Raw genomic sequence first — 23,732 nt, 5'->3', positions numbered from 1 at the left:
AGAGATCCGGAGAAGATCGGACACGCGGCTACCAGGTGACGTTGGGGGCCGAGACGCTCGTGTCGATCGAGGTCAGGGTGATGACGATGCCGCTGGTGAGCACCACACCGGCCAGAGCACGGGCCCGGGCGCACGCCTTGTTCCGTCCCGACAGGGTGATCCCGCCGGCCGGGTCCTCGGTCCGCGCCTCGGCGGCGGCCGTGGCGGCGGCCTCGTCGGCGGCGATGGACTGGGCGTTGACCTGGGTCTTCTGCATGGTCGTGAGTACCTTTCTCGATGCCTGATGGGGAGTGGTGCTCAGTGCTGCCGTGCTGACGTGCCGAAGTACGGGGTGCGCTATGCGGGTTCGAGGAGCAGGACGGACGGGACGCGCTCCGGGAAGCCCAGCCTGAGCAGGGCGTACCCGATGCCGGAGAGCCCCGTGAGGAAACCGGGGGACGGAACGTGGTCGGGGGTGCCGCAGCGCTCGCCGTGATCCTCCAGTCGGCCGAGAACCTCCCCGGCGCGGTGGCCGAGGGCGGATCGGGCCCCGTCGTGGCCCTGTCCGGCGAGCACGCCCAGCAGTTCCAGGGATCCGAGGGCGCCGCGGTGCAGGCTGAGGTCGGGTGATGCGCTGGGCGCACCCAACAGGGCGGCGCACCGGTCGAGTTCCGCCGCGGGGACCGGCTGCCCGGCGGCCCCGAGCGCGCCGGAGCCGCGTACGCCGGAGCCGAGTACGTCTGCGGCGGCCAACGCGGTGCCCGCGAGGCCCGTGTGCCAGCCGAGGTCCGCGGGGCGGAGCAGGGCTTCGTCCAGCGCCGGGCGCAGCAGGGCGGCGCCGGTCCGGGCGTACGCGGCCCCCGACTCCCCCGCCTCCTCCAGGGCGGCGGCGTAGCGCAGCAGGGCCCAGCCGATGCCGGCGTCGCCGTGGGCGAAGCCGGGGGCCGCGGGGCGCTGTCCGGCGAGGCCCTTCTCGGCCCGGACCAGCAGCCGGTCGGCCAGCCGCCGGGCCACGCCCTGCGCCACCGACCCGTACGTGCGCTGCGCGGCGACCGCGGCGGCCAGGGCTCCGGCGAGGCCGTCGGCCAGATCGGCCGGCCCGTCGGCGCCTTCCCCGGCGCCGTCCCCGGTGTCGGCCAGGGCAGCGCGTTCCAGGGCGGCGAGCGCGTCGGGCAGGCAGTCACCCAAGCCCTCGCCCTCACCCTCACCCTCGCCGAGCAGCGGGGCCAGCCGGGCCGCCGTGTAGACGATGCCGCCGATCCCGTGCAGGGCGCCGGGTCCCACCGCGGCCCCCAGCCCGGGGTCGGCGGCGAGCGTGGCGAGCAGCGCGGGCAGCGGCCGTACGGCCTGCCGGGCCAGCGCGGTGTACCGCTCGGCCCCGGTCAGGGCGCCGAGCTGGGCCAGGAAGAGCGCCACTCCGCAGTAGCCCTGGGCGAGCCCGCCGCCCATCGGCAGGACGGCCCAGTGCTCGCCGGACACCTGCTCCAGGCCGAGCCAGTTGACGCGGTCGCCGCCGTGCACCGCCCGGGCCGCGATCTCGTCGGCGATCCCGCAGGCCGCGGCCAGCAGCCGGGAGGGCTCCGGTACGACGACCGGCGCGGCGGGGCCGGCCAGGGTCGAACGGGGGCCGCCGACGCTGAGGTTGGCCCCGGTGACGGCGAGCGTCGCCGAGATGATCCACTCCTGGTCGTGGCGGTCCACCTCCCCCATGGCCGCGATCTTGGCGCGGGCGGCGCCCAGGCTCGGGGCCGGCAGCACCCCGTCGATGCGGGTGCCCCGGGAGGTCCGCAGCGCGGTGTCCGAGGGGTGGTGGAAGAAGAGCGGTACGTCCCCGGACCACAGGTCGGCGATCTCGTCCTCGATCAGCCGCTGCCGCGCCGGATCATGCTCGGATTCCGTCCAGAGCACGGCGAGTACGGTGTCCCGGGTCAGCGCGTCGTGCAGCAGGTCGGGGTGGGTGGACTCGTCCAGCAGGGTGGTGTAGAGGCGGGTCGAGCGGGCGATCAGACGCCCCGGGCTGGTCGCCCAGCGGGCCAGCAGCCCACCGTCGCCCTCGCCCTCGTCCTCGTCCTCTCCGCCGACCGTCTCGGTGCCGAGCAGTTCGGCCCGGTGCTCGGTGATCGCGTCGTACCCGGCCCGGAAACCCTCCAGTAACGCCGCGCGGTGGACGGCGTGGCCGGCCGTCCTGCCCTGCGGGCCCGGCCGGTTCTGCCCGGCCTCGGTGGCCACCGGGGCGCGCAGCAGCCGCATCTCGTCCGTTCCGGCCGCCTCCCAGCGCAGTCCGTCGCTGGGGTACGAGCCGCCGTCCCCGCCGCCGAGGGCCGAGATGTCCATGGCGCCGTTCTCGCCGATCAGCAGGCTCGGCAGCAGGCAGGTGCGGTACACCGAGGCGGCCAGGGCGTCGGCCGCCGGGTCGGAGCCGCAGGTCACGGCCGCCGGCAGGCCGGCGTGGAGCAGGGTCTCGGCGTCCACCAGCACCGGCTGGTCACCGCAGGCGATGACGTTCTCGTAGTGCATGTCCACGCCGTCGACCGCGTAGAGCAGGGCGAGCAGCGCGCCCTGGCGCCGGTAGAACCGGTCCAGTTCGGTGGGCGAGGCGCACCAGCCGTGCTCGATGAACTCCAGCCAGCCGTAGCCCTCGCCGCGCACCGAGCGCGGGGTCCTCAGGCCCAGGCCGGCCACCTTGGCGTTGGCCCAGCCGACCGCCTGGTCCAGCAGTACGTGCTGGTCGAGCGGCCGGGGCTTGTAGACGACGGTCGCGCCGTCGGCGAAGCGCAGCAGGGCCACGGACCGGTTGCCCTGGTGGACGTCGCCCCGGCCGAGGTCCACCCGTACGAGGGCGCCCGGGTCGGTGCCGTGCAGCAGGCCCGCGACGATCTCCGGGCGGTCGGCGGTGAAGCGCTCGAACAGCTCCGCCGTGGCCGAGGCCGCGTGGCCGCAGGCCTGGCCGAGCATCCGCGCCAGCACCGGGTAGCGGGTGAACAGCTCCGCGAGGCCCTGCCGGGTGCCGAGCCGGGCGAGGAAGTCCGCGAACCGCTCCCGCGGGTTCTGCCCCGCCAACAGGCCTCCGGTACGGGCCCGGTGGAGTTCGCGGACCAGGGTGCGGGCGGACTGGCGGATCAGCCGGTCGCCGAGCCGCTCCTCGAAGGCGGCCCGTACGGCGGCGAGTTCGCCGTCGGCGAGGTCGAGGCGGGCGGCCGCCTCGGCCCAGGCGGAGTCGATCAGGGGGCGCAGCGCGGGCAGGAACACCGCGGCGCCGTCCGCGTCCGCCGCCGCGGGGAGCTCGGCGGGGGCCTCGACGAGGGTCTTGTCGGGGCTCTCGGCGGGGAGCTCGGCGGGGGCCTCGACGAGGGTCTTGTCGGGGCTCTCGGCGGGGAGTTCGACCGGGGCCTTCGCCACCATCCGCTCGATGGAGCGGGCCCACTGCGGCTCGGCCGTACGGGCGGCCAGCCGGCCGGGGGCCTCCGCCGCGAGGGCGTACGCCACGCCCTCCGTGGTTCCCAGGCTCGCCAGCCGGGCCGCGAAGCCGTCCGTGTCCCCCAGGGACCAGGATGCCGGTCGGCTGTGGGGGGCGTCGGCCGGTGCGGGTACCGGGGTACCCGGGGCGGCGAGCCGCTCCCGCAGGTTCAGGGCCCGGGCCCACCAGGAGGGGGCCAGGCCGCCGACCTGGGATTCTTCGGCGGTGGTGGCGGTGTCAGTCACAGGAGAAAACTCGCAGAGTGCGGGGGCGCGCACATGGGGGCCGATCCCCCATATTCCGTGGGACCGCCCCCATGGGGGCCGCGGGCCCGGTGTGCGGGGCGGTGCGGCGGCCGGGAGGAGGGCCGCGGCGTACGGGTTCCGGCAGGTCGCGGGCGGCTCGGAGACCTGTCCGCGCAGGATCCGGGCCTGCGCGGGCGCTCCCGCGCAAATGTGGGGGCCGGGGCCCGATGCCGCACCCGGTCCCCGACCCGCAGCCTGTGTGCAGTGCCCCTTCCGCCCTGTCCGGCACCCCGGCCGGCGGATGATCATCGGAGGACCTGGTGGGAGTACCCGTCCCTGTAGACGTCGTCGCATTCGACCCCGTACTGGAAGCCGGAACCAAGAGCACCCTGTTCGCCTGCCCCGAGGTGTCCCTGACCGCCCCGGGCGAGGCCCCGCGGGTCGTGGTCATGACCGTGGACCAGGTCGGCCGGCCCGAGCTCGACGTCCTGCGCACCGTCCGCGACACCCCGGCCCGCCCCGATGTGGTCCTGGTGGCGGGCGAGTTGGCGCCCGACGGCGCCCTGCACGCCATCGCGGCCGGCGCCCGAGGGCTGCTGCGCCGCCGCGAGGCGGACGTCACCCGCCTCTCGCGCGCCGTACTGGCCGCCTCCCGCGGCGACTGCACTCTGCCGCCGGACCTCCTGGACCGGCTGCTGGAGCGCTCCGGCGCCGGCGGCCGCACGGGCAGCGGCTCCGACGGGGGCACGGACCCGTGGGCGGCGGCGGGCCTGAGCGACCGGGAACGCAGTGTGCTGCGGCTGGTCGCCGACGGCCACGAAACGAACGAGATAGCCAAGCAGCTGTGTTACTCGCCGCGGACCGTCACGAGCGTCGTCCACGACATCACCCAGCGGTTCCGGCTGCGCAACCGCGCGCACGCGGTCGCCTACGCGATGCGGGTGGGCCTGCTGTGAGCGCCGTCGCCGAACTGACACGCGAGATGTACGAGACGTACGAGACCCGCGAGATCGCACCCGTACGGATCCCCGCGGCCCCGGACCGGCTGAGCCTGCTGCGCCAGGCCGGGGACGGCCGGATGCCCTACCCGGCCCTGGTCCGCCTGCTCGGCGCGGCCACCTCCGCCGGAGCGGCCGCCTCCGCCACCACCGGTGTCGCCTCCGCGAGCGCTCCCGCCGCCCGCTCCGCGGCGGCCCCGCCGGACGCCCCCCGGCTCACGGCCCGCCAGACCGCGGTGCTCACGCTGATGGCGGAGGGCCACGGAAACGCGGTGATCGCCCGCACCCTGTCCTGCTCGGAGCACACGATCAAGAACGTGATCTACGAGCTCATGTCCCGCCTCCAGGCCCGCAACCGGGCCCACGCCGTCGCCTGTGCCGTCCGCCACAGCCTCATCTAGCGGTCTCCTACACGGAACCGCGGCCGGACTGCCGCGCGTCCCCCCGGGCGGCTCCTCCCGGATCCTGCGGCACGGCCCCGCGGGGCCACCCGTGCCGCACGTCGCCGCGGTCGTGGAGGAGACAGGGTTGCGGGCCACCATGAGAACCGAAGTGGAGAAGATGGCGAACCAGGTCGCCCACGACGTCTTCGTACGGTGGGAGGAGGCCTCGGTGTCCCGGGCCGTCCGCGCCGCCCTCGAACGCGAACGGGCCGACCTCGTACGGGAAGTGACGGAGAAGACCGGCTTACTCGCCGCCGAGGCGGCGAAGAAGGCCGCCGGCGAGTCCCAGGAGCGGGCCGTGGCCCGCGCCGCCCTCCGCGCGGTCGAAGCCGTGCTCGCCACCCGCCGCGACAAGGACGAGAGCGCGGTCCGCGCCCTCGCCGCGCAGGCCTCGCGCGACGCGGTGCTGGACGCGCGGCCGGAGTTCGTCCGTACCGTGCACGAGGAAGTGGCGAAGGTCCTCGCCGACTTCACCCCGCCCGTCGTCCACGTGACGCTCCCGGCCCGGCCCACCGTCGAACTCGAAGCGGACACCCACCGGGTGCTCCCCGAACTGCTGCTCGCGCTGCACGCGCGGTGCCACGTACTCCTCGTCGGGCCCGCCGGCACCGGCAAGTCGATGATGGCCACGCACGCGGCGCAGGCCCTCGGCCTCGAACTCCAGGCCCTCTCGCTGGGGCCGACCACCCCCATGAGCAAGGTGTTCGGCTACTTCGACGCGCACGGCCACTGCCACGACACCCCGTTCCGCCGGGCGTTCGAGCACGGCGGCGTGATGCTGCTCGACGAACTCGACAACGGCCATCCGGGCCTGCTCGGCGAGCTGAACCAGGCCCTCGCCCTGCGCACCTGCGCCTTCGCCGACGGCATGGTCAAAGCCCACGAGGACTTCCTGCTGATCGCGACGGCCAATACGTACGGCCACGGCGGCGACCACCAGTACGTCGGACGGCAGGCACTGGACACCGCCACGCTCGACCGGTTCACGGTGATCGACGTGCCGATCGACTGGAGGCGCTGCGGCTGGCGGTCGACGGATGGCACGTCCCGCTCCAGGAGCAGGAGATCACCGTCGGCGCCCTGTGGGAGCGGGCCGGTCTGGGGACGCCCGTCGTCTCGCTGGAGCCGGTGTGGGACGTGACCGGCAGCGAGGTGGACATCGGCGCCTACCTCGCCGGGGAACCGGAGTGCATGGTGGACTCGGTGCCCCGGCGCGTCTCGCGGCAGGGGAAGGTGGTGACCTTCCTGATCCCGTCCGTGTACGACCACACCACGCCCCACGACCGGATCCGCAACCGGGGGCTGGCGCTGGCGGCCCTGTGCGCGGCCATCGTCGAGGCCGGGCACGGGGTGGAGATCTGGTCGGGGTTCACGGCCCGGGTGCGGCGGGACGCCGGGCCGTGCTCCGCGGTGGCCCGGGTGATCTCGTCCGGTGAGCCCCTCGACGTCGGCCGGCTGATCTTCGCGGTCGCCCACCCGGCCATGCTGCGCCGGCTGTGGTTCGCGGTGTGGGACGGCGGGGACGCCGAGACCGCAGCCCTGTTGAAGGCCGCCCAGTACGGCATCCCCCAGCCGTGCCGCCCGTCGGACCTGCCCGACGGGATCACCGACCCGTACGTCTTCCCCTACCTGGAGCCCGACGATCCGCAGTGGCGCGACCTGGACACCGCCCTGGCCTGGTGCCGCGGGATGTTCGCGGACCTCGGCCTGATCCAGCCCCGCGGCGCGGGGTGAACCGCGACCCGGGCGGGGCCGAGCCCGGCGGTGCCCGTCCTCGTCGGTGTCAGCCCTCGTCGGGGGTCAGCCGGAGCGAGATGGAGTTGATGCAGTAGCGCTGGTCGGTGGGGGTGGGGTAGCCCTCGCCCTCGAACACGTGCCCGAGGTGGGAGCCGCACTTCGCGCAGAGGACCTCGGTGCGGACCATTCCGTGCGAGACGTCCGCCTTCAGCTCGACGGCGTCGGAGTCCTTCGGGTCGAAGAAGGACGGCCAGCCGCAGTGCGACTCGAACTTCTCGGTGGAGCGGAAGAGCTCGGAGCCGCAGGCGCGACAGGAGTAGACGCCCTCCGTCTTGGTGTCGGTGTACTCACCGCGGAAGGCCGGCTCGGTGCCGGCCAGGCGCAGCACCTGGTACTCGGCCGGCGTCAGCTCCGCCTGCCACTGCTCGTCCGTCTTCTCGACCTCGTACGACATGACTCTCCCGCTCCCTCGTTCTCAGTCCGTCAGGCGGGCGAGGATCGCCGGACCGAGGTCCGTGACGTCGCCCGCGCCCATGGTGAGAACGAGATCACCGGGCTTCGCCATTCCCGCGATGACGTCGGCGACCTCGGCCTTGTCGTGCTCGGCGGTGACGTCGGCGCCGGCGCTGCGGGCGGCCGCGATGATGATCTCGCTGGTGATGCCGGGGATCGGGTCCTCGCGGGCCGGGTAGATGTCGAGGACCACGGCGGAGTCGGCGAGGGCGAGGGCCTGGCCCATCTCCTTGCCCAGCTCCTGGGTGCGGGAGAAGAGGTGCGGCTGGAAGACGACCAGGATGCGGGAGTCCCCGGCGGCGCCGCGGATGGCCTCCAGGTCGGCGGTCATCTCGGTCGGGTGGTGCGCGTAGGAGTCGATGACCTGCACGCCCGAGGCCTCGCCCTTGAGCTGGAGGCGGCGCTTGACGCCGGTGTACTTGCCGAGGGCGGAGGCCAGGTTGTGCACCGGGATGCCGAGGGCGACGCCGGCGGCGAGCGCGGCGACGGCGTTGTGCGCGTAGTGGCGGCCGGGCACGGAGACGGTGAAGGTGAGCATCCGGCCGTCGATGACCACGGTGACCTCGCTGCTCAGACCGCGCGGGGTGATCTTCGTGATCCGGACGTCGGCGCCCTCCTCCTCGCCGTACGTGACGACGTCGAGGTCCTCGGTGCCGCGGACCCGGGCGGCGATCTCGGCTGCGCCCTCCTGGCCGTGGGCGACGACCAGGGTGCCGCCGGGCACGATCTTGCCGACGAAGGTCTCGAAGGACTCGTAGATCTCGTCCATCGACGCGTAGTTCGCGTGGTGGTCGAGCTCCGCGTTGAGGATGATCGCGACCTGCGGGGTGTACTTGTGGAAGCTGCGGTCGCTCTCGTCCGCCTCCGCCACGAAGATGTCGCCCTCGCCGTGGTGGGCGTTGGAGCCGGGGGCGTCCAGGTCCCCGCCGATGGCGTACGAGGGGTCCAGGCCCAGGGCCGACAGGGACACCGCCAGCATCGAGGTGGTGGTGGTCTTGCCGTGCGTACCGGCGACCGCGATCGGCCGCAGGCCGTCCATCAGGCCGGCCAGGGCGTCGGAGCGGTGCACGACGGGGACGCCGAGCTCGGCGGCGCGCGCCAGCTCCGGGTTGTCGGCGCGGATGGCGCTGGAGACGACGACGCAGGTGGCGTCGGAGGCGAGGTGCTCGGCCGCGTGCCCGATGTGGACCGTCGCGCCGTGGGCGCGCAGCGCCTGGGCGGTCTCGGAGTCCTTGGCGTCACTGCCGGCGACCTGCGCGCCGCGCTGGGCGAGGATCTTCGCGATGCCGGACATCCCGGCGCCGCCGATGCCGATGAAGTGCGGACGTTCCATGGCGTTCGGCAGGCCGGGCGGCGTCATACGGGATCTCCCCAGGGTGCGGGTCGGTACGGAGTGGTACGGGTCGATTGGCGGCGGGGTGCGGCGTGCGGACTGTCGTCCCGCCCGTCGCCCCGGCGCGTGTGTCGGACGCCAGCCTATTCGTTGTGGGCGAAGAGCTTGAGCACCGGAACCCCGACCTTGTGGCGCGCGCGGGAGGCCCAGTCGCGGTGGAAGAACTCCTCGACGAAGTGCGGGGCGGTCAGGACGATCACCTCGTCGGCGTTCGACTCCTCCACGACTTCCTTGAGTTTGTCGAGCGGGTGGTCCTCGATGATCTGCCCGCTGGCCTTGGCGCCCTTCTTGCGCAGGGCCTCCAGGGAGAGGACGAGGGCCTGCTCGGCCGGGCCGCGGGCGGCGTGACCCTCGGGTACGTCGGCCTCGCGGAGCGCCTCGGGGAGCTCGCCGAGTGCCACGTCGTCGATGGCGCGCAGCAGCCGGTCCTGGTCGCCCCGGGGCTGCATGAGGACGAGGAAGGAGACCGGGTCGTCCCCGTGGAGGCTGGTGACGAAGTCCACGTCGACGCTGGTCAGCGGCTGCTCGATCATCAATACGCTCGTGAACACGGACGCCCTCTCCTTCATGGGCCGGGGCCGGTCGGCCGGCCCCTGCGGAAACCATCCTGCCCCGCTCTCACACGGGGCCCTGCGTGGATCTATCTGCCCAGGTATGTGCCCACCGGAAGCTAAGCGGAACAACAAATTCCGCCCCTTGTCAGATCCGACGGTAGCTCGTGTAGAGGAACCCGGCCTCTTCCAGTAGGGAGGCGGGCGCCAGCCGGTGCGGGACGGCCACGGGGGGCCCTCCGGAGATGCGCTGGGCCCCGCCCGCGGCCAGCATCGGCGAGATCGTCAGGCACAGCTCGTCCAGGGCGTCGGCGGCCACGAACTGCCCCAGCAGCCGGGGCCCGCCCTCCGTGAGCTGGCGGCGCAGCCCCCGGGCGGCGAGCTCCGTCACGATCCGGGCCGGATCCACGGCCGCTCCGTCGCCCGCAAGTACGACCTCGGCCCCGGCCGCGGCGGCCGCCGCCACCCGTTCGGCGGGTGCGGCCGCGCCGGTCACCACGAGGGTCGGCACCAGGGGGGAGGTGAACAGCGGCAGGGAGAAGTCCAGGTCCAGGCTGGCCGTGACCACCGCGATGGCGGGCGCGGGGCCCTGCCCGGCGGCCGCGCGCCGGGCCGCGAAGGCCTCCCGGGCCCGGGCCGGGCGGTACCCCTCCTGGCGAACCGTTTCGGCGCCGACGACCACCACGTCGGCCAGCGCCCGCAGGGTGCCGAAGATCCGCATGTCGGTCTCGCTGGAGATCGGCTGCGAGCGCCCGTCGTGCTGGGCCGCGCCGTCCAGGGTGGAGACCATGTTGGCGCGCAGCCAGTGGCCCTCCGGGCCGAACGCGGGGTACGCGTACGCCTCCGCCAGCTCGTCCAGCGACCACTCGCGGTCACTGCGGTCCGCGGAGGCTGATGTCTGGTCGGCCGATGTCTGATCGGTCACAGGGAACAGGCGTCGCATCGGTGCAGTGTGCCACGCCCCGTAGAGTTAAGAGCTGTGTCAACATCACTCTCCACCTCCGGATCCACCTACGGGCGACCCCCGATAGCCGACCCGGCCGACGCCGGCCCGCAGGCCCTGTGCGCCCGCGAGCCGCGGGTGCCCGCCGAGCGGCTGGTGGCCGAGATGGTGCCGCCGCCGCGATTCGACTCGGTGCGCTTCGACACGTACGACCCGGACCCCGGTCAGCCGAGCCAGTCCGAGGCCGTCACCGTGCTCAGCGGCTTCGCCGCCGGGCTGGGCGGATCCCACGCGAGCGGCGGCGGCAAGCGCCGCTGGTTCGCGAAGAAGGCCCCGGTGTCCACCGCCCCGCGCGGGGTCTACCTCGACGGCGGCTACGGCGTCGGCAAGACGCACCTGCTGGCCTCCCTCTGGCACGCCACCCCGGCCGAGCCCGCGCTCAAGGCCTTCGGCACCTTCGTGGAACTGACCAACCTGGTCGGCGCGCTCGGCTTCCAGCAGACGGTCCAGACCCTGGGCGGCCACCGCCTCCTGTGCATCGACGAGTTCGAACTGGACGACCCGGGCGACACGGTCCTCGTCTCCTCGCTGCTGAGCCGGCTGGTCGAGCAGGGCGTGGCGCTGGCCGCCACCTCCAACACCCTGCCCGGCAAGCTCGGCGAGGGCCGGTTCGCCGCCGCGGACTTCCTGCGCGAGATCCAGGGCCTCTCGGCGCACTTCCGCCCGCTGCGCATCGACGGCCAGGACTACCGCCACCGCGGCCTGCCGGAGGCGCCGGCTCCGTTCTCGGACGAGCAGGTGACGAAGGCCGCGTACGCGACCGAGGGCGCGAGCCTCGACGACTTCCCGGGTCTGCTGGAGCACTTGGCCCGGGTCCACCCCAGCCGGTACGGCGCCCTCACGGACGGCATATCGGCGGTCTGCCTGACCGGCGTCGGACCGGTCCCGGACCAGTCGACGGCGCTGCGGCTCGTGGTCCTGGCGGACCGGCTGTACGACCGGGAGATACCGGTCCTGGCGTCGGGAGTCCCCTTCGACCGGCTGTTCAGTGAAGAAATGCTGAACGGCGGCTACCGCAAGAAGTACTTCCGGGCCATCTCAAGGCTCACCGCACTGGCACGCGACGCGAAACCCCTGGTGTCCCAGTAGGTTTGGGGACGCCGGCCCGACCCGTCAGCGGGACGGTCCGGCAGTTCCCCACTTCCTCCGAAGGGATCCACGATGGCCACCACGCGTACCGCGCACACCGACTGGGAAGGCAACCTGCTCAAGGGTTCCGGCGTCGTCACCCTCGACTCCTCGGGTCGGGGTTCGTTCGACGTCTCCTGGCCCTCGCGCGCCGAGGCCGCGAACGGCAAGACCAGCCCGGAAGAGCTGATCGCCGCCGCGCACTCCAGCTGCTACTCGATGGCCCTCTCGCACGGCCTCGACGGCGCCGGCACCCCGCCCACCCGGGTGGAGACCAAGGCCGACGTGACCTTCCAGCCGGGCGAGGGCATCACCGGCATCCACCTGACGGTGCGCGCCGAGGTCCCCGGCCTGGACGCCGAGGGCTTCGCCGCCGCGGCCGAGGACGCGAAGAAGAACTGCCCGGTCAGCCAGGCCCTGACGGGTACGACGATCACCCTGAGCGCGGAGCTGATCTAACAGTCTTCGAGCTCGGCGCGTTCGGGGGAGGGGGGCCGGGGCACGTGGTAACACGGGCCCGTCACCCCCCTCGCCCCGGGAGCCGCCGATGTCCGTCACCCGCCGCACCCTGCTCACCGGAGTCGCCTTCAGCGGAGCCCTCGGCTCCCTCTTCGCCGGCAGCTCCCGCGCCCTCCCGCCGCCCCGCCAGGGGTACGGCCCGCTGCTCCCCGACCCCCACGGGCTCCTCGATCTCCCCGCCGGCTTCCGCTACCGCGTGCTCTCCCGCGCCGGCGACCCCCTCCGCTCCGGCGAAGGGCCCGTACCGGCCAACTGCGACGGCATGGCCGCCTTCGACGCGGGCTCCGGCCGTGTCCGTCTCGTCCGCAACCACGAGAACCGCACCACCGCCGCCCTCCGCGTCCCCGCCGTAGACGGCCTCACGTACGATCCCCACGCCCTCGGCGGCTGCACCCTGCTCGACCTCGACCCCGGCGGCGGCGTCACCGCCGAGCGCGTCGCCCTCGCCGGCACGGCCGTCAACTGCGCGGGCGGCCGTACCCCCTGGAACACCTGGCTCAGCTGCGAGGAGACCGAGGACCGCGCCGGGACCTCCGGTTACACCAAGGACCACGGCTACGTCTTCGAGGTCGACCCCGCCGACCCGCACCGCTCCGGCGCCGTCCCGCTCACCGCGATGGGCCGCTTCGCGCACGAGGCCGTCGCCGTCGACCCGTACCGCGGGACCGTCTACGAGACCGAGGACGCCTTCATCGAGCCCTTCGGGCTCTTCTACCGGTTCCTGCCCGCGCAGCCCCTCGCCGGCCCCGGCTCCCTGCGCGCCGGGGGCGCCCTCCACGCCATGCGCGTCCCGGGACTGGCCGACCTCTCCGTCGTGGACGAGCCCGGCGCCGAGTTCGCGGTCGAGTGGGTCCCCGTACCGGACCCCTCGGCGGCCGGGACCCCCATCCGGTTCCAGGACTTCGGGCCGGGCGGGATCACCCACGCCCAGAAGCTGGAGGGCTGCTACTGGGGCGACGGCGGCGTCCACTTCGTCTCCAGCTACGCCCGCCGCCTCGAAGGCGCGCCCGCCGACCACCACGGGCAGGTCTGGTTCCACGACCCGCGGCGCTCCACGATCCGCCTGGACGTGCTCTTCGGCCCGGCCACCGACATCCAGCTGCCCGGGGACTCCCCCGACAACATCTGCCTGGCCCCGGACGGCGGCCTGATGGTGTGCGAGGACGGCGGCGGGGCCCAGTACGTCTTCGGCATCACGCCGGGCGGCGAGGTCTACCCGATGGCCCGCAACGCCGACGACATCGGCCGGCCCGGGGCCCCGGAGTGGGGCGAGTTCGCCGGGGTCACCTTCTCCCCCGACGGCCGGACGATGTACGTCAACGCCTACACCCCGGGGACCACCTTCGCCGTGACGGGCCCCTGGCACTGACCCGGCGGCCGTGCCCTCGCGACTCCGTCCGACGTGACGGAGGATCGGAGGAATCGACCGGATCGGGGTAGGTGGCGGCGGTGGCCAAGGAGAGCAAGAAGAACAAGAACGACAAGAACGACAAGAACGACAAGAAGAAGGACACCCCCCTGCGCCCGCTGCTGCGCGCCCCCGCCGGTGAACGCCTCGACCTCGGCGCCTTCGACCCCGCCGCGGCCCCCGCCGGCCCGGCCGGCAAGGCCGCCGGTCTCGCCGCCACCGCGCAGCTGGCCGAACCGCTGGCCTCCCTCCAGGAACGGATGTACGCGGCGAGCACCGCGGGCGACCGCCGCCGCGTCCTGCTCGTCCTGCAGGGCATGGACACCAGCGGCAAGGGCGGCACGGTGAAGCACGTGATCGGCCTGTTCAACCCCTCCGGCTGCCGGATCCGGTCGTTCAAGGCGCCCACGCAGGAGGAGCTGGGGCACCCCTTCCTCTGGCGCATCAGGAAGGCCCTGCCCGTACCGGGTGAGATCGGCATCTTCGACCGCTCGCACTACGAGGACGTCCTCATCGCCCGCGTCCGCGAGCTGGTGTCGCGCAGTCAGCTGAACCGCCGCTACGCCCAGATCAACCGCTTCGAGCAGTCCCTCGCGGACGACGGCGTCACCCTGGTGAAGATCTTCCTCCACATCGGCTACGAGGAGCAGCGCAAGCGGCTGCTGGAGCGGCTCGACAACCCCGACAAGCACTGGAAGTTCGACCCGGGCGACATCGACGAGCGCGGCCTGTGGCCCGAGTACCGGCACGCCTACGAGTTGGCCCTGCAGCGCTGCTCCATCGACGCCGCGCCCTGGTACGTCGTCCCCGCGGAGCGGAAGTGGTACCGCAACTGGGCGATCAGCAAGCTGCTCCTGGAGCATCTGGAGGAGCTGGATCCGCGCTATCCCGCGGCCGGTTTCGACGTGGAGGAGGGCCGCAGGCGGCTGCTGCGGACCTGATGCCCGTCACACGGGCGGGCGATTCGTATGCCTGCCCCGGCGCCGCTGCGGTCCGCTTGGCAGATGGTCATATATTTTGCGTCCGTGACCCTTTCTGTGCGCAATGTGGCGGTCGCGGCCGCCCTCAGTGCCGCTCTCTGCACCGCCCTCGCCGGATGCGGGGGCGGCAGCGGCACCTCCGGCTCCGGCTCCGGCAACCAGGCCGCCCGTATGGGCACCCCCGGGGCCTCCGCTCCGCCGTCCTCCGGCGCCTCGGCCGCCGCCCCGCAGGCGGCCGGCTCCTCCCCGGCCGCAGCCCCGCCGCCCGCCAAGGCCCCGACCCTGGCGCCCGGCCCGAACGGCCTGACCCCGGTCTTCGAACGGGCGAAGCAGCAGACCGACAAGACCGTCGCGCTGACCTTCGACGCCGATATGACCTCCGATCAGGGGCCGCGCGCCGCAGGCGGGGAGCACTTCGACAACCCCCAGCTCATCGCGACCCTGCGCACGCTCAAGGTGCCCTCGACGATCTTCATGACCGGCCGCTGGGCCGAGGAGTACCCGGACCAGGCCAAGGCCATCGGCACCGACCCGAACTTCGAGATCGCGAACCACTCGTACAGCCACCACGCCTTCACGTCCCCCTGCTACGGGCTCCCCGCGCTCGACGCGGCCGCCGCCCGGGCCGATGTGGACCGGGCCTCCGCCGCTTTCCGTACGGCCGGCGCGGTCAACACCGTCCCGTACTTCCGCTTCCCCGGCGGCTGCTACGACGACCAGGCGCTGCGGGCCATCTCCACGGCCAAGGTCACGGCCGTCCAGTGGGACGTGGTCAGCGGGGACGCCTTCGCCAAGGATCCGGACGCGGTGGCCGAGCAGGTCCTCACCGGGGTGAAGCCGGGCTCGGTGGCGGTCATGCACTGCACGCGCAGCGCGGCCCCCGTCACCGAGGAGGCCATCCAGAAGATCGTCCCGGAGCTGCGCAAGCGCGGCTACCGCTTCGTCAAGGTCTCCGAGCTCATCGGGAAGTAGGCCGGGGGGGCGGTGGCGCGGCCTCAGCCGGAGCAGGCCGAGCGCTGCGCGTCCTGCCACTCGCACACCGGGCAGAGCACCCGGCCCGGGGTCGCGACCCCGTACTCGGTGGGCTTGCCGCACTCCACACAGTCCGCGTACGGCGGCCCGGCCACCCGCCCGGCGGGCGCCGCCGGGGCTGGGCAGTACGACTCGGTTCCGGCCGGCGCGTCCACTTCGTCCATGCCTCCGAGCGTACTCAGCCCCGCCGCGTGCTGACGAGGCAGGCCACGGCACCGGCCCCGCAGGCCAGCACCAGCGCCCCCGCGAAGGGCGCAACCGGCAGCGTCACGGCGTGCGCCCGGGAACCCTCCACCAGCGCGGTCACCGCGCTGCGCGCCGGGGAGCCGGACACGCCCCAGGCCAGCAGGGAGCCCAGGCCGCCCGCCAGCACCGCGACCCCCGTCGAGCGCAGCAGCGGCCTGCTGCACAGCGCCCCCACGGCCGCGCCGGTCAGCGCACACGCGAGGGCCGCCAGCACCCCGGCCACGGCGGCAGGCTCCGGTTCCACGTGTTCCGCCCGGCCGGAGTCACCGATCAGCAGCACGGCCGCCGTGCCCACGGCCCCCGCGAGCAGCGCCCCGCCCAGCGCGGTGAGCAGAGCCGCCGCGTGCACCCGTACGGGACCGGCCGCGGCGGCCGCGCAGTCGCGGGCGGCGTCGGGCTCGTTGGTCACGCAGACCCGGACCAGCCAGGCCGTGATCGGCACCAGCCCGGCGGCCGCGAAGCCCAGCGAGTCCAGCAGCGGGTCGCCCGGCCGCACCCCGGCGGCCAGGAAGGCCGCGTACAGGAGGAGCGGGGCGATCCACCGCTGGGAGCGCAGCAGCAGCGCGCTCTGGTAACGCAGCAAGCCGGTCACGGCAGTTCCTCCACGGCGCGGATGTGCCAGGGCGCGGGCGCGGTGAGCAGTTCGCGCAGCACCGCGTCGGAGCGGGCGGCGGGCACCGTCAGCAGCAGGCCCCCGCCGGGCGCGGGCGCGGCGGCCAGCCCCGGGGGCGGCTCGGCGCCCGGCGGCCCGGCGGCCTCGATCCGTACGTACGCCCCCGCGTCGGCCGGCTCCCGTGCGGGAACCAGCGCGGCCCCCTCGACCCGGTGGTGCGCGTCGGCCGCACCGGCGAGCCGCGCCGGGTCGTGGTCGACGAAGACCACGGTGCCCCCGGCGGCGGTCCGCTCGGCGACGGCCCGGTCCAGCTCGGCGCGGGCGGCGGTGTCGAGCCCGGTCCAGGCCTCGTCGAGGACGAGCAGCCCGGGCTCGGCCAGCAGCGCCTGGGCGACGGCCACCTTCTGGCTGCTGCCCTTGGAGAGTTCGGCCAGCGGGGTGTGCACGTAGGCGGCGGCCCCGAACCGCGCCAGCCAGTGGGCCGCCCGGTCCGCCGCCTGCGAGCGCGCGAGGCCGTGCACCCGGCCCATGTGGGTCAGGTAGGCCGTCGCGGTCAGCGGCAGCGCTGCCGGGAAGCGCTCGGGCACGTACGCCGTGCGGCGCGGCCGCCCCGTGATCCGCCCCTCGGACGGGGTGTCGATCCCCGCGATGATCCGCAGCAGGGTGGACTTTCCGCCGCCGTTGCGGCCTTCGATACGGACGAGCACGCCGGGCGGCAGGTCCAACGCGACCCCGCGCAGCACCCAGGGCCGCCGCAAACCGTAGCGGCGGCCCACACCAGTGAGTTTCAGTGGGCCGCCGCCGTCTCGGTCAGCTCGCTGGGGCGGACGATGACGAAGCCCTCGCCGCGCAGCATCAGCTGGACGGCCTCGCCGGAGCCGCCTCGGATCATCGAGCCGACCGACTGGGAGCGGTGCAGGCCCGTCTCCAGCTGGGCGCTCCAGCCGACCACCGCGTCGGTGTCCACGTACACGGGGTTCTGCGCCGTGACCGGGATGATGATCGGGTGGCCGTCGCAGACCAGGGCGAGCTTCCCGGTACCGGTGAAGAGGCTGTTGAAGAGGCCGCCGCCGGTCATGCCGCCGCCCTTCACCATCTTTATCTCGTAGGCGAGCGTCGGGTCGAAGCAGAGCACGTTGCGGCCGTTGATCGTCAGGGAGTCGCCGGGCTCGAAGTCGATGATGAAGCAGTGGCCGGCCTGGTGCGCGAACCAAGCCTCGCCCTGCCCGCGTACGGACATCAGCGCGAGGCCCTCGCCGGTGACGGCGCGCTTGAGCATGCCGCCTATGCCCTGGCCCTTGCGCTCGAACTGCAGGTTCCCCCGGAAGGCGACCATCGAGCCCTGGCGGGCGATCATTTCACCGTTGACGGTGTACTTCACGGATTTGGCGTTCTGCAGGGTCATGCCCGGAGCCGCGGCGGGCTGGGCCAGGTTCTCGGACGCGAAAAGGTCGCTCTTCATGAGCTCGATCCTCGCCCGGCCGGGGCCCCCTCAGCGTCATCCTGAAGGCGGAGCCTGGCATCCTTGGCGGGATGAGCAGCCAGCACCAGAACCACACTTCAGACGTACCTGCGGTGGGGGCGGACAGCCCGTTCCGGCAGGAGCGCATCGCGCGCGACGAGGCGCCGCAGTTCGTGCTGCCGCTGGTCGTGCGGATCGAGAAGGCGCAGCCGCCCGCCCGGACGGACGCGCTGGAGACGGCGGCCCGGGCCGTGCTGGTCCTGCTGACCGACGAACGGGCGCAGGGCGAGGGGGACGGCGAGGGCGAGTGGGCCGGGGCGGTCCGGGACTGGCAGGACGCGCGGATCCGGAAGGTGGTGCGGCGGGCGCGTGGGGCGGAGTGGCGCAAGGCCGGGACCCTGCCCGGTGTCACGGTGCACGGTGACACGGCGGAGGTACGGGTCTTCCCGCCGGTGCCGTTGGACGGCTGGCCCAAGGAGCTCGCGAAGCTCCAGGTCTCGGGGACCGACCTGGACGACCCGGAGCCGGTCGCCGCGGCCGCGCCCGGGATTCCGGTGCTGTGGCTCAACCCGGACCTGGAGATGTCCGCCGGCAAGGCGATGGCCCAGGCCGGGCACGCCGCGCAGCTGGCCTGGTGGGAGCTGACCGGCGCCGAGCGCACCGCCTGGCAGGATTCCGGTTTCCGGCTGGCCGTACGGACGGCCCCGCGCGAGCGGTGGGCCGAGCTCAGCGGGAGCGGGCTGCCGGTGGTCCGGGACGCCGGATTCACCGAGATCGCACCCGGCTCGGCAACAGTGGTCTCCGACCACCCGTCACTGCGTGCCCGGCTGGGTGGCGGTGTGACGGGCTGACGCGACTGACGCGACTGACGGGGCTGGCCGGGAACCTCAAATGTTGCTCTGAACGTCCCTCTCCGCGATTGGCGCGACTGCGTCGGGGCCATCACATCGGCACACGACCGATGAGAGGGGGCGAGGGGACATGAAGACCATGGCGCACCTGGGGGTGGGCATCGGATGGCGGCCGGAGATCGCTGACGCGGTGGAGCGGCTGCCGGGCCTGGACTGGGTCGAGGTGGTGGCCGAGAACATCTGCCCCGGCCACCTGCCCGCCTCGCTGCTGCGGCTGCGCGAGCGCGGGGTGCGCGTCGTACCGCACGGGGTCTCGCTGGGCCTCGGCGGCGCCGAGCGGCCCGACGCCGCGAAGCTGGCCGCCCTCGGGGAGCGGGCGGTGGCGCTGGGGGCGCCGCTGGTCACCGAGCACATCGCGTTCGTACGGACGGCCTCGCCGGCGCTGGAGGCGGGGCACCTGCTGCCGGTGCAGCGGACGCGGGACGCCCTGGACGTGCTGTGCGAGAACGTCCGGATCGCGCAGGACGCGCTGCCGGTGCCGCTGGCCCTGGAGAACATCGCCGCACTGGTCTCGTGGCCCGGGGAGGAGCTGACGGAGGGGCAGTTCCTGACGGAGCTGGTGGAGCGGACGGGGGTGCGGCTGCTGATCGACGTCGCCAACCTGCACACGAACCGGGTGAACCGGGGCGAGGACCCGTTCGCCGTGCTGGACGCGATCCCGCTGGAGGCGCTGGCGTACGTGCATGTCGCCGGGGGCGTGGAGCGGGACGGGGTGTGGCACGACACGCATGCGCATCCGGTGCCGGCGGTGGTGCTGGACATCCTGGCGGAGCTGCGGAAGCGGGTCGCCCCTCCCGGTGTGCTGCTGGAGCGGGACGACGACTTTCCGGCCGAGGCCGAGCTGGCCGGGGAACTCGCCGTCATCCGGGGGGTGGTGGGCCCCGAGGTGTCCGCTGCCCGCCCCTCCCCCGTTCGCCTGGCCCTCCCGCCGGCGCCTCGAACGCCCGCGGGGCCGGATGAGCGGGCCCGGACGAGCGTCGGGGTGGAGCAGGCCGCGCTGTTGTCGGCGCTCGTGGCGGGGACTCCCGTGCCCGAGGGATTCGACCGGCAGCGCGTACGGGTGCAGTCGCGGGCGCTGGCCGCCAAGCGGGCCGGGGTCGTCGCGAAGCTGGCGCCCGAGCTGCCCGGGATCCTGGGCGGTGAGGGCACGTACCGCGAGGCCTTCCTCGCGTACGCCCGCAACCGGCCCATGACCGCCGGATACCGGAGGGACGCCCTCGACTTCGCCGAGCACCTGCTGATCCGGGACCTGCCCGCCGACCCCGCCGACCGGCGCCGGCTCACCTCCTGGTGGCAGGACCGGGTCGGGGCGCGGCCGCCGCGCCGGATCGTGCGCTGGGCCCGGACGCTCGTGGGGCGTGCGGCATGAACGTCCTCGCCTTCGCGATCTGGGTCGGCGTCATCGTCTCCACCCTCCTGCTGTTCCTCGGCGTACGGCGCTCCCGGCCGCGGCCGGTCCTTCCGGCGCCGCGCCTGCACGACCTGTCCGAGGCCGCGTTCATGGCCGGCGGCCCCGGCGCGGTCGTGGACAGCGCGCTCGTCTCGCTGCTCGGCGACGGCCGGCTCGTGGTCGGCGGTCCGGGGATCGTGGCGCTGCGGACCGGGGCGCGGGCGGGCGACATCGCCGAGCGGGCCGTGTTCGAAGCCCTGCGGCAGGCGCCGTCGGGCTGGCTCTACCAGGTGCGCTACGCCGCCATGCTCGACCCCGCCGTCCAGGAGACCGGCGACGCGCTCGCCGCCCGCGGGCTGCTCGCCGTGCCCGGTTCCGGGCGGCGGTGGCGGCGCTGGGGCCTGGCCCAGGTCGTGGTGTGCGCGGTGTGGCTGGTGGCCTCGCTCCCCCTCACGTTCGTCGCACTGGCGCTCCAGTCCGGCCCTCAGGTGCCGTTCGTCTTCAAGGTGCTCCCGGCGCTGCTGGGCGGGATCGTCATGGGATGCGTCCTCGCCGCCCGGGCCCGGCAGCGGCTCACCCCGGCGGGGCGGGCCGCGCTGCGCGAGATCCGTACGCACTACATGAACGACCAGACCCCGCACGTGCAGACGGCCCTGTACGGGCTGCGGGGGCTGCGGGACCCCTACCTGCGGGGGCAGTTGGTGCCGGCCGTGCGCGGTACCCGGCTGGCGGCGGCCCAGGCGCGCAGCGCGCGGCGCGGTGCGCCGTCGTCCACCTCGTCGTCTTCTTCCTCATCCGCGTCCTCGTCCTCGGGTGTCTACTGCGGGTCTTCCGCCGAGGTCCTGCCCGTCGTATGGTGCGCGAGCAGTGACGGCGGCTCCTCCTCCGGCAGCTGCGGAAACAGCGGTTCCAGTTGCTCCGGGGGCGGCTCCAGCTGCTCCAGTGGTTCGAGTTGTTCCAGCGGCTCCAGTTGCTCCAGTGGTTCCAGTTGCTCCAGCAGCAGTTCGAGTTGCAGCAGTTCGTCCGGTTCGAGCTGCGGCAGCAGCAGTTCCTGACCGGGCACTTCTACACCTCGTGGGAATCAGCCATGTTCTGGGTCCTGCTCCTCCTGATGGCCTGGGCAGGGGTGCTGGCGTCGTGCGCCCTCCTGCTGAGGGCCGCCGCCCTGGCCACGGTGGCGGCACCCGCACCGCCCGACGGCGCTGCGGGCGCCGGCCGCCGCCATGACGAACTCAACCTGTACGAGGCCGCCTATCTCGCCGGCGGCCCCCGGCGGGTCGCCGAACTTACGCTGCTCTCCATGCAGCGCGGGCGCCGGCTGCTGCTGGCCCACACCGGCTGGGCGACCGTCGTCGACCCGGTGGGGCGGGATCCGCACGAGCGGTCCGTGCTCGGCGCGCTCGGGCCGGACGGGCAGGCTCCGGTGGCCGCCGTACGGAGCGCCGCCGCCCGGGACGAGGCCGTACGGGCCCTCGCGGACCGGCTCGACGCGGCGGGGCTCGCACTGCCGGCCGCCGCCCGCAGCGGTGTGGCCGGCGGGGTCCGGGCCGTGCGCCGGGCCGCCGCACTGGTGGCCGCGCTGGCGGCGGCCGCCCTGTGCGTTCCGGCGGACGGGACCACCGCGGCGGTGATCCTGTGCTGGTTCGCACTGCCGCTGCTGCTCACGCTGGGGTGCCTGGCCATCACCCGCTTCGAGACGTACCCGTACTCCGCGTGGGCCTCCCCGGCCGGGCAGCGGCTGCTCGTCGCGCTGGACCGGGAGCGCGACGAGGGGGACTCCCTCACGGCGGTGGCGCTGCGCGGCGTCCGCGTGCTGACGGATCCCGCCCTACGGGCGGCACTCGCCTAGGCAACGGGGGGATTGCGCCCGACACCGGTCGGCGGTCCTGTACAAGCACCCCGCCCAGAGCGTCTGATCACTTCATCCGAAGAGATGAAGGCGGCTCATGGTGCTGAGTCCACTCGCCCGCTGCGGAGTCGCCGCGGCGGTCCTCTCCCTCACCCTGTGCATCCCGAACCCCCGCGCCCACGCGACCACCCCCGGCCCGGACGTCACCGGCCGCGCGGCGCGCGCGGGCCACGCGGGCCACGCGGCAAGGGAAGCCGCCGCGAACGCGGGCGCGGAACTCGTCGCGGCCCGAGCCGCCGGGGCGGCCGCAGGCACCGGTGGGCTGGACTTCCGGGCGTGTCCGGCCGTCGAGGAGCTGCCCTCGCCCGTTCGGTGCGCGACCCTGCGGGTGCCGCTCGATTACGCGCGGCCCGACGGGCCGCAGATCCCGCTCACCGTCAGCCGGGTCGCCGCGACCCGGCGCGGCGGCGCGGTGCGGCAGGGCGCGCTCCTCTACAACCCCGGCGGCCCCGGCGCCTCCGGGATGTTCTTCCCGCTCGTCGCCGCGCTCCCCGAGTGGGAGCGCATCGGCGCCGCCTACGACCTCGTCGGCTACGCCCCGCGCGGAGTCGGCCGCTCCGCGCCGCTGTCCTGCGAGGATCCCGCCGGCCGCGCGAAGGGCCCGACCCAGGTCCCGGCGGATCCCTCCGCCGCGTACAAGCAGCAGCGCGTCGCCGCCGCCCGGGCCTACGCCCGCGGCTGCGCGCAGCGGGCCGGCGCGGCCCTCCCGTACCACTCGACGCTCGACAACGTCCGCGACCTGCACGTGCTGCGCGCCGCGCTCGGCGAGGAGAAGCTGACCTTCCTCGGCGCCTCGTACGGCACCTACCTGGGCGCGGTCTACGCCACCCTCCACCCCGCCCACGTCCGCCGGATGGTCCTCGACTCCGCGGTCAACCCCGACCCGCGCCGCATCTGGTACGTCAACAACCTCGACCAGGCCCCGGGGTTCGAGAAGCGCTGGTACGACTTCCGCGCCTGGGCCGCCCGGCACCACTCCACGTACCGGCTCGGCGCCACCCCGGAGGCGGTGCAGGCGAGCTACGAGCGCGTACGGGAGGCGGTGGCGCGCACCCCGGCGGGCGGAGCGGTCGGGACCGGCGAGCTCCAGGCCGCCTTCCTCCAGGTGGCGTACTACGACGACGTCTGGCCGGAGCGGGCGGCCGCGCTCAGTGCCTTCCTGGCCGGCGATCCCGGCCCGCTGGCCGAACAGGCCCGCCCGGACCCGGAGTCGGCGGCCGCGCGCGAGAACGCGCGGGCGGTGTACACGGCGGTGCTGTGCAACGACGCCGCCTGGCCCGCCGAGTGGGAGACCTGGGACCGCGACAACACGGAACTGGCCCGCCGGGCGCCCTTCGAGACCTGGGCCAACGCCTTCCTGAACCTGCCGTGCGCGTACTGGCCGGTCCACGAGCGGCAGCAGCCGGTGGGGGTGGGCGAGCAGCCGGTACGGGGCGGCGCGCAGCCGGCGGCGCTCCCCCGCACGCTGATCGTCGCGGCGGAGCGGGACGGGGCCACTCCGTACCCGGGGGCGCTGGAGCTGCAGCGGCGGCTCGGCGCCGAGGCCGCGCTGGTCACGGAGGAGGGGGCCGGCTCCCACGGAGTGGTCGGCGGACGCAATGACTGCGTGGACCGTCACGTGGAGCGGTACTTGCTGACGGGTGACACCTCAGGGTGGCGTGTCACATGTGCGCCGCATCCGGAGCCCGCACCGGTGTCGCTGGACGACCGGGCAGCAAGAGGCCCCGGGAAGGTACCCAGGGCTCTGCTGCCGCCAGTCGTCTGAACTTCCGGGCGGGGTCTCCGGCTGCGTCGTTTCGGGGGTCAGGCCGTCAT

24 protein-coding genes are annotated in these 23,732 nt (G+C 74.2%); 14 read left to right on the top strand and 10 right to left on the bottom strand.

Features of this window, described 5'->3' with window-relative positions:
- Window positions 1-28: 28 nt before the first annotated feature.
- The gene (locus tag OG509_RS28955; protein WP_406185478.1) at window positions 29-256 is read right to left on the bottom strand and encodes a hypothetical protein; all 228 of its coding nucleotides are present in this window, start codon (window positions 254-256) and stop codon (window positions 29-31) included.
- Window positions 257-336: 80 nt separating this feature from the next.
- Window positions 337-3,681, bottom strand: a complete 3,345-nt coding sequence (locus tag OG509_RS28950; protein ID WP_406185477.1) for a type 2 lanthipeptide synthetase LanM family protein — start codon at window positions 3,679-3,681, stop codon at window positions 337-339.
- 320 nt (window positions 3,682-4,001) lie between these two features.
- Here OG509_RS28950 and OG509_RS28945 point away from each other — a divergent pair, with 320 nt between their 5' ends.
- The 4 genes from OG509_RS28945 (at window position 4,002) to OG509_RS28930 (ending at window position 6,856) form a co-directional block, all read left to right on the top strand.
- Window positions 4,002-4,637 carry a LuxR C-terminal-related transcriptional regulator gene (locus OG509_RS28945; protein WP_406185476.1) on the top strand — a complete coding sequence of 212 codons (636 nt, stop codon included), beginning with the start codon at window positions 4,002-4,004 and terminating at the stop codon, window positions 4,635-4,637.
- Window positions 4,634-5,080 (top strand): response regulator transcription factor, encoded by a 447-nt coding sequence (locus tag OG509_RS28940; protein ID WP_406185475.1) that lies wholly within the window; start codon window positions 4,634-4,636, stop codon window positions 5,078-5,080. Before OG509_RS28945 ends, OG509_RS28940 begins: the two co-directional genes overlap by 4 nt.
- Before the next feature lie 139 nt (window positions 5,081-5,219).
- Complete coding sequence (locus OG509_RS28935; protein ID WP_406185474.1) at window positions 5,220-6,263, top strand: AAA family ATPase; 1,044 nt, start codon at window positions 5,220-5,222, stop codon at window positions 6,261-6,263.
- A complete protein-coding gene (locus tag OG509_RS28930; RefSeq protein ID WP_406185473.1) occupies window positions 6,260-6,856 on the top strand; it encodes a hypothetical protein in 597 nt (198 codons plus the stop codon). The genes OG509_RS28935 and OG509_RS28930 overlap by 4 nt, the downstream gene beginning before the upstream one ends.
- Window positions 6,857-6,905: 49 nt before the next feature.
- Here OG509_RS28930 and msrB read toward each other — a convergent pair whose 3' ends face one another.
- From msrB to OG509_RS28910, 4 genes are all read right to left on the bottom strand, one after another.
- Window positions 6,906-7,313, bottom strand: coding sequence for a peptide-methionine (R)-S-oxide reductase MsrB (msrB, locus tag OG509_RS28925; protein ID WP_406185471.1), 408 nt, complete (start codon window positions 7,311-7,313; stop codon window positions 6,906-6,908).
- Between the two features lie 21 nt (window positions 7,314-7,334).
- The gene (gene murC, locus OG509_RS28920; RefSeq protein WP_406185469.1) at window positions 7,335-8,732 is read right to left on the bottom strand and encodes a UDP-N-acetylmuramate--L-alanine ligase; all 1,398 of its coding nucleotides are present in this window, start codon (window positions 8,730-8,732) and stop codon (window positions 7,335-7,337) included.
- Window positions 8,733-8,848: 116 nt separating this feature from the next.
- Entirely contained in the window at window positions 8,849-9,316 is a 468-nt protein-coding gene (locus tag OG509_RS28915; RefSeq protein WP_406185468.1) for an indole-3-glycerol phosphate synthase, read from the bottom strand.
- A 148-nt stretch (window positions 9,317-9,464) separates the two neighbouring features.
- Window positions 9,465-10,259, bottom strand: coding sequence for a pyrimidine reductase family protein (locus OG509_RS28910; protein ID WP_406185467.1), 795 nt, complete (start codon window positions 10,257-10,259; stop codon window positions 9,465-9,467).
- An 84-nt stretch (window positions 10,260-10,343) separates the two neighbouring features.
- Between OG509_RS28910 and zapE the strand changes: the two genes are divergently transcribed.
- From zapE to OG509_RS28885, 5 genes are all read left to right on the top strand, one after another.
- Window positions 10,344-11,408 (top strand): cell division protein ZapE, encoded by a 1,065-nt coding sequence (zapE, locus tag OG509_RS28905; RefSeq protein ID WP_406187715.1) that lies wholly within the window; start codon window positions 10,344-10,346, stop codon window positions 11,406-11,408.
- A gap of 72 nt (window positions 11,409-11,480) precedes the next feature.
- Complete coding sequence (locus OG509_RS28900) at window positions 11,481-11,906, top strand: OsmC family protein (protein WP_385585194.1); 426 nt, start codon at window positions 11,481-11,483, stop codon at window positions 11,904-11,906.
- 88 nt (window positions 11,907-11,994) lie between these two features.
- On the top strand, window positions 11,995-13,335 hold the full coding sequence (locus tag OG509_RS28895) for an alkaline phosphatase PhoX (protein ID WP_406185466.1): 1,341 nt from the start codon (window positions 11,995-11,997) through the stop codon (window positions 13,333-13,335).
- A 149-nt stretch (window positions 13,336-13,484) separates the two neighbouring features.
- Window positions 13,485-14,315: a PPK2 family polyphosphate kinase gene (locus OG509_RS28890; RefSeq protein ID WP_406187714.1), complete on the top strand. Its 831-nt coding sequence runs from the start codon at window positions 13,485-13,487 to the stop codon at window positions 14,313-14,315.
- An 84-nt stretch (window positions 14,316-14,399) separates the two neighbouring features.
- Complete coding sequence (locus OG509_RS28885) at window positions 14,400-15,326, top strand: polysaccharide deacetylase family protein (protein WP_406185464.1); 927 nt, start codon at window positions 14,400-14,402, stop codon at window positions 15,324-15,326.
- 23 nt (window positions 15,327-15,349) lie between these two features.
- Here OG509_RS28885 and OG509_RS28880 read toward each other — a convergent pair whose 3' ends face one another.
- Genes OG509_RS28880 through OG509_RS28865 form a run of 4 tightly spaced genes read right to left on the bottom strand, consistent with a single transcriptional unit; the run spans window position 15,350 to window position 17,707 of the window.
- Window positions 15,350-15,550: a hypothetical protein gene (locus OG509_RS28880; protein WP_030154567.1), complete on the bottom strand. Its 201-nt coding sequence runs from the start codon at window positions 15,548-15,550 to the stop codon at window positions 15,350-15,352.
- Window positions 15,551-15,564: 14 nt separating this feature from the next.
- Complete coding sequence (locus OG509_RS28875; protein ID WP_406185462.1) at window positions 15,565-16,224, bottom strand: ABC transporter; 660 nt, start codon at window positions 16,222-16,224, stop codon at window positions 15,565-15,567.
- A complete protein-coding gene (locus OG509_RS28870; protein WP_406187713.1) occupies window positions 16,221-17,036 on the bottom strand; it encodes an ATP-binding cassette domain-containing protein in 816 nt (271 codons plus the stop codon). The genes OG509_RS28875 and OG509_RS28870 overlap by 4 nt, the downstream gene beginning before the upstream one ends.
- Window positions 17,033-17,707 (bottom strand): AIM24 family protein, encoded by a 675-nt coding sequence (locus OG509_RS28865; protein WP_406185461.1) that lies wholly within the window; start codon window positions 17,705-17,707, stop codon window positions 17,033-17,035. Before OG509_RS28865 ends, OG509_RS28870 begins: the two co-directional genes overlap by 4 nt.
- Before the next feature lie 71 nt (window positions 17,708-17,778).
- On the opposite strand from OG509_RS28865, the gene OG509_RS28860 reads away from it, so the two are divergent.
- The 5 genes from OG509_RS28860 (at window position 17,779) to OG509_RS28840 (ending at window position 23,682) form a co-directional block, all read left to right on the top strand.
- On the top strand, window positions 17,779-18,558 hold the full coding sequence (locus tag OG509_RS28860) for an aminoacyl-tRNA hydrolase (RefSeq protein ID WP_406185460.1): 780 nt from the start codon (window positions 17,779-17,781) through the stop codon (window positions 18,556-18,558).
- Between the two features lie 130 nt (window positions 18,559-18,688).
- Window positions 18,689-19,987: a DUF692 domain-containing protein gene (locus OG509_RS28855; protein ID WP_406185458.1), complete on the top strand. Its 1,299-nt coding sequence runs from the start codon at window positions 18,689-18,691 to the stop codon at window positions 19,985-19,987.
- A complete protein-coding gene (locus OG509_RS28850) occupies window positions 19,984-21,063 on the top strand; it encodes a TIGR04222 domain-containing membrane protein (RefSeq protein ID WP_406185457.1) in 1,080 nt (359 codons plus the stop codon). The genes OG509_RS28855 and OG509_RS28850 overlap by 4 nt, the downstream gene beginning before the upstream one ends.
- 32 nt (window positions 21,064-21,095) lie before the next feature.
- Entirely contained in the window at window positions 21,096-21,857 is a 762-nt protein-coding gene (locus OG509_RS28845; RefSeq protein WP_406187712.1) for a TIGR04222 domain-containing membrane protein, read from the top strand.
- A 97-nt stretch (window positions 21,858-21,954) separates the two neighbouring features.
- Window positions 21,955-23,682, top strand: coding sequence for an alpha/beta hydrolase (locus OG509_RS28840; RefSeq protein WP_406185455.1), 1,728 nt, complete (start codon window positions 21,955-21,957; stop codon window positions 23,680-23,682).
- The last annotated feature ends 50 nt before the right edge of the window (window positions 23,683-23,732 follow it).

Origin of the sequence: Streptomyces sp. NBC_01006, assembly GCF_045162725.1 — a bacterium.
Taxonomy (GTDB): Bacteria; Actinomycetota; Actinomycetes; order Streptomycetales; family Streptomycetaceae; genus Streptomyces.
This window is presented reverse-complemented; position numbering and strand designations above follow the sequence as displayed.

Coding starts and splice junctions, on each gene's coding strand:
- OG509_RS28865 (WP_406185461.1), bottom strand. CDS start 17,707: ATGAAGAGCGACCTTTTCGCGTCCGAGAACCTGGCCCAGCCCGCCGCG.
- OG509_RS28895 (WP_406185466.1), top strand. CDS start 11,995: ATGTCCGTCACCCGCCGCACCCTGCTCACCGGAGTCGCCTTCAGCGGA.
- OG509_RS28860 (WP_406185460.1), top strand. CDS start 17,779: ATGAGCAGCCAGCACCAGAACCACACTTCAGACGTACCTGCGGTGGGG.
- OG509_RS28910 (WP_406185467.1), bottom strand. CDS start 10,259: ATGCGACGCCTGTTCCCTGTGACCGATCAGACATCGGCCGACCAGACA.
- OG509_RS28935 (WP_406185474.1), top strand. CDS start 5,220: ATGAGAACCGAAGTGGAGAAGATGGCGAACCAGGTCGCCCACGACGTC.
- OG509_RS28900 (WP_385585194.1), top strand. CDS start 11,481: ATGGCCACCACGCGTACCGCGCACACCGACTGGGAAGGCAACCTGCTC.
- OG509_RS28955 (WP_406185478.1), bottom strand. CDS start 256: ATGCAGAAGACCCAGGTCAACGCCCAGTCCATCGCCGCCGACGAGGCC.
- msrB (WP_406185471.1), bottom strand. CDS start 7,313: ATGTCGTACGAGGTCGAGAAGACGGACGAGCAGTGGCAGGCGGAGCTG.
- OG509_RS28855 (WP_406185458.1), top strand. CDS start 18,689: ATGAAGACCATGGCGCACCTGGGGGTGGGCATCGGATGGCGGCCGGAG.
- OG509_RS28880 (WP_030154567.1), bottom strand. CDS start 15,550: ATGGACGAAGTGGACGCGCCGGCCGGAACCGAGTCGTACTGCCCAGCC.
- OG509_RS28845 (WP_406187712.1), top strand. CDS start 21,096: ATGTTCTGGGTCCTGCTCCTCCTGATGGCCTGGGCAGGGGTGCTGGCG.
- OG509_RS28850 (WP_406185457.1), top strand. CDS start 19,984: ATGAACGTCCTCGCCTTCGCGATCTGGGTCGGCGTCATCGTCTCCACC.
- murC (WP_406185469.1), bottom strand. CDS start 8,732: ATGACGCCGCCCGGCCTGCCGAACGCCATGGAACGTCCGCACTTCATC.
- OG509_RS28840 (WP_406185455.1), top strand. CDS start 21,955: ATGGTGCTGAGTCCACTCGCCCGCTGCGGAGTCGCCGCGGCGGTCCTC.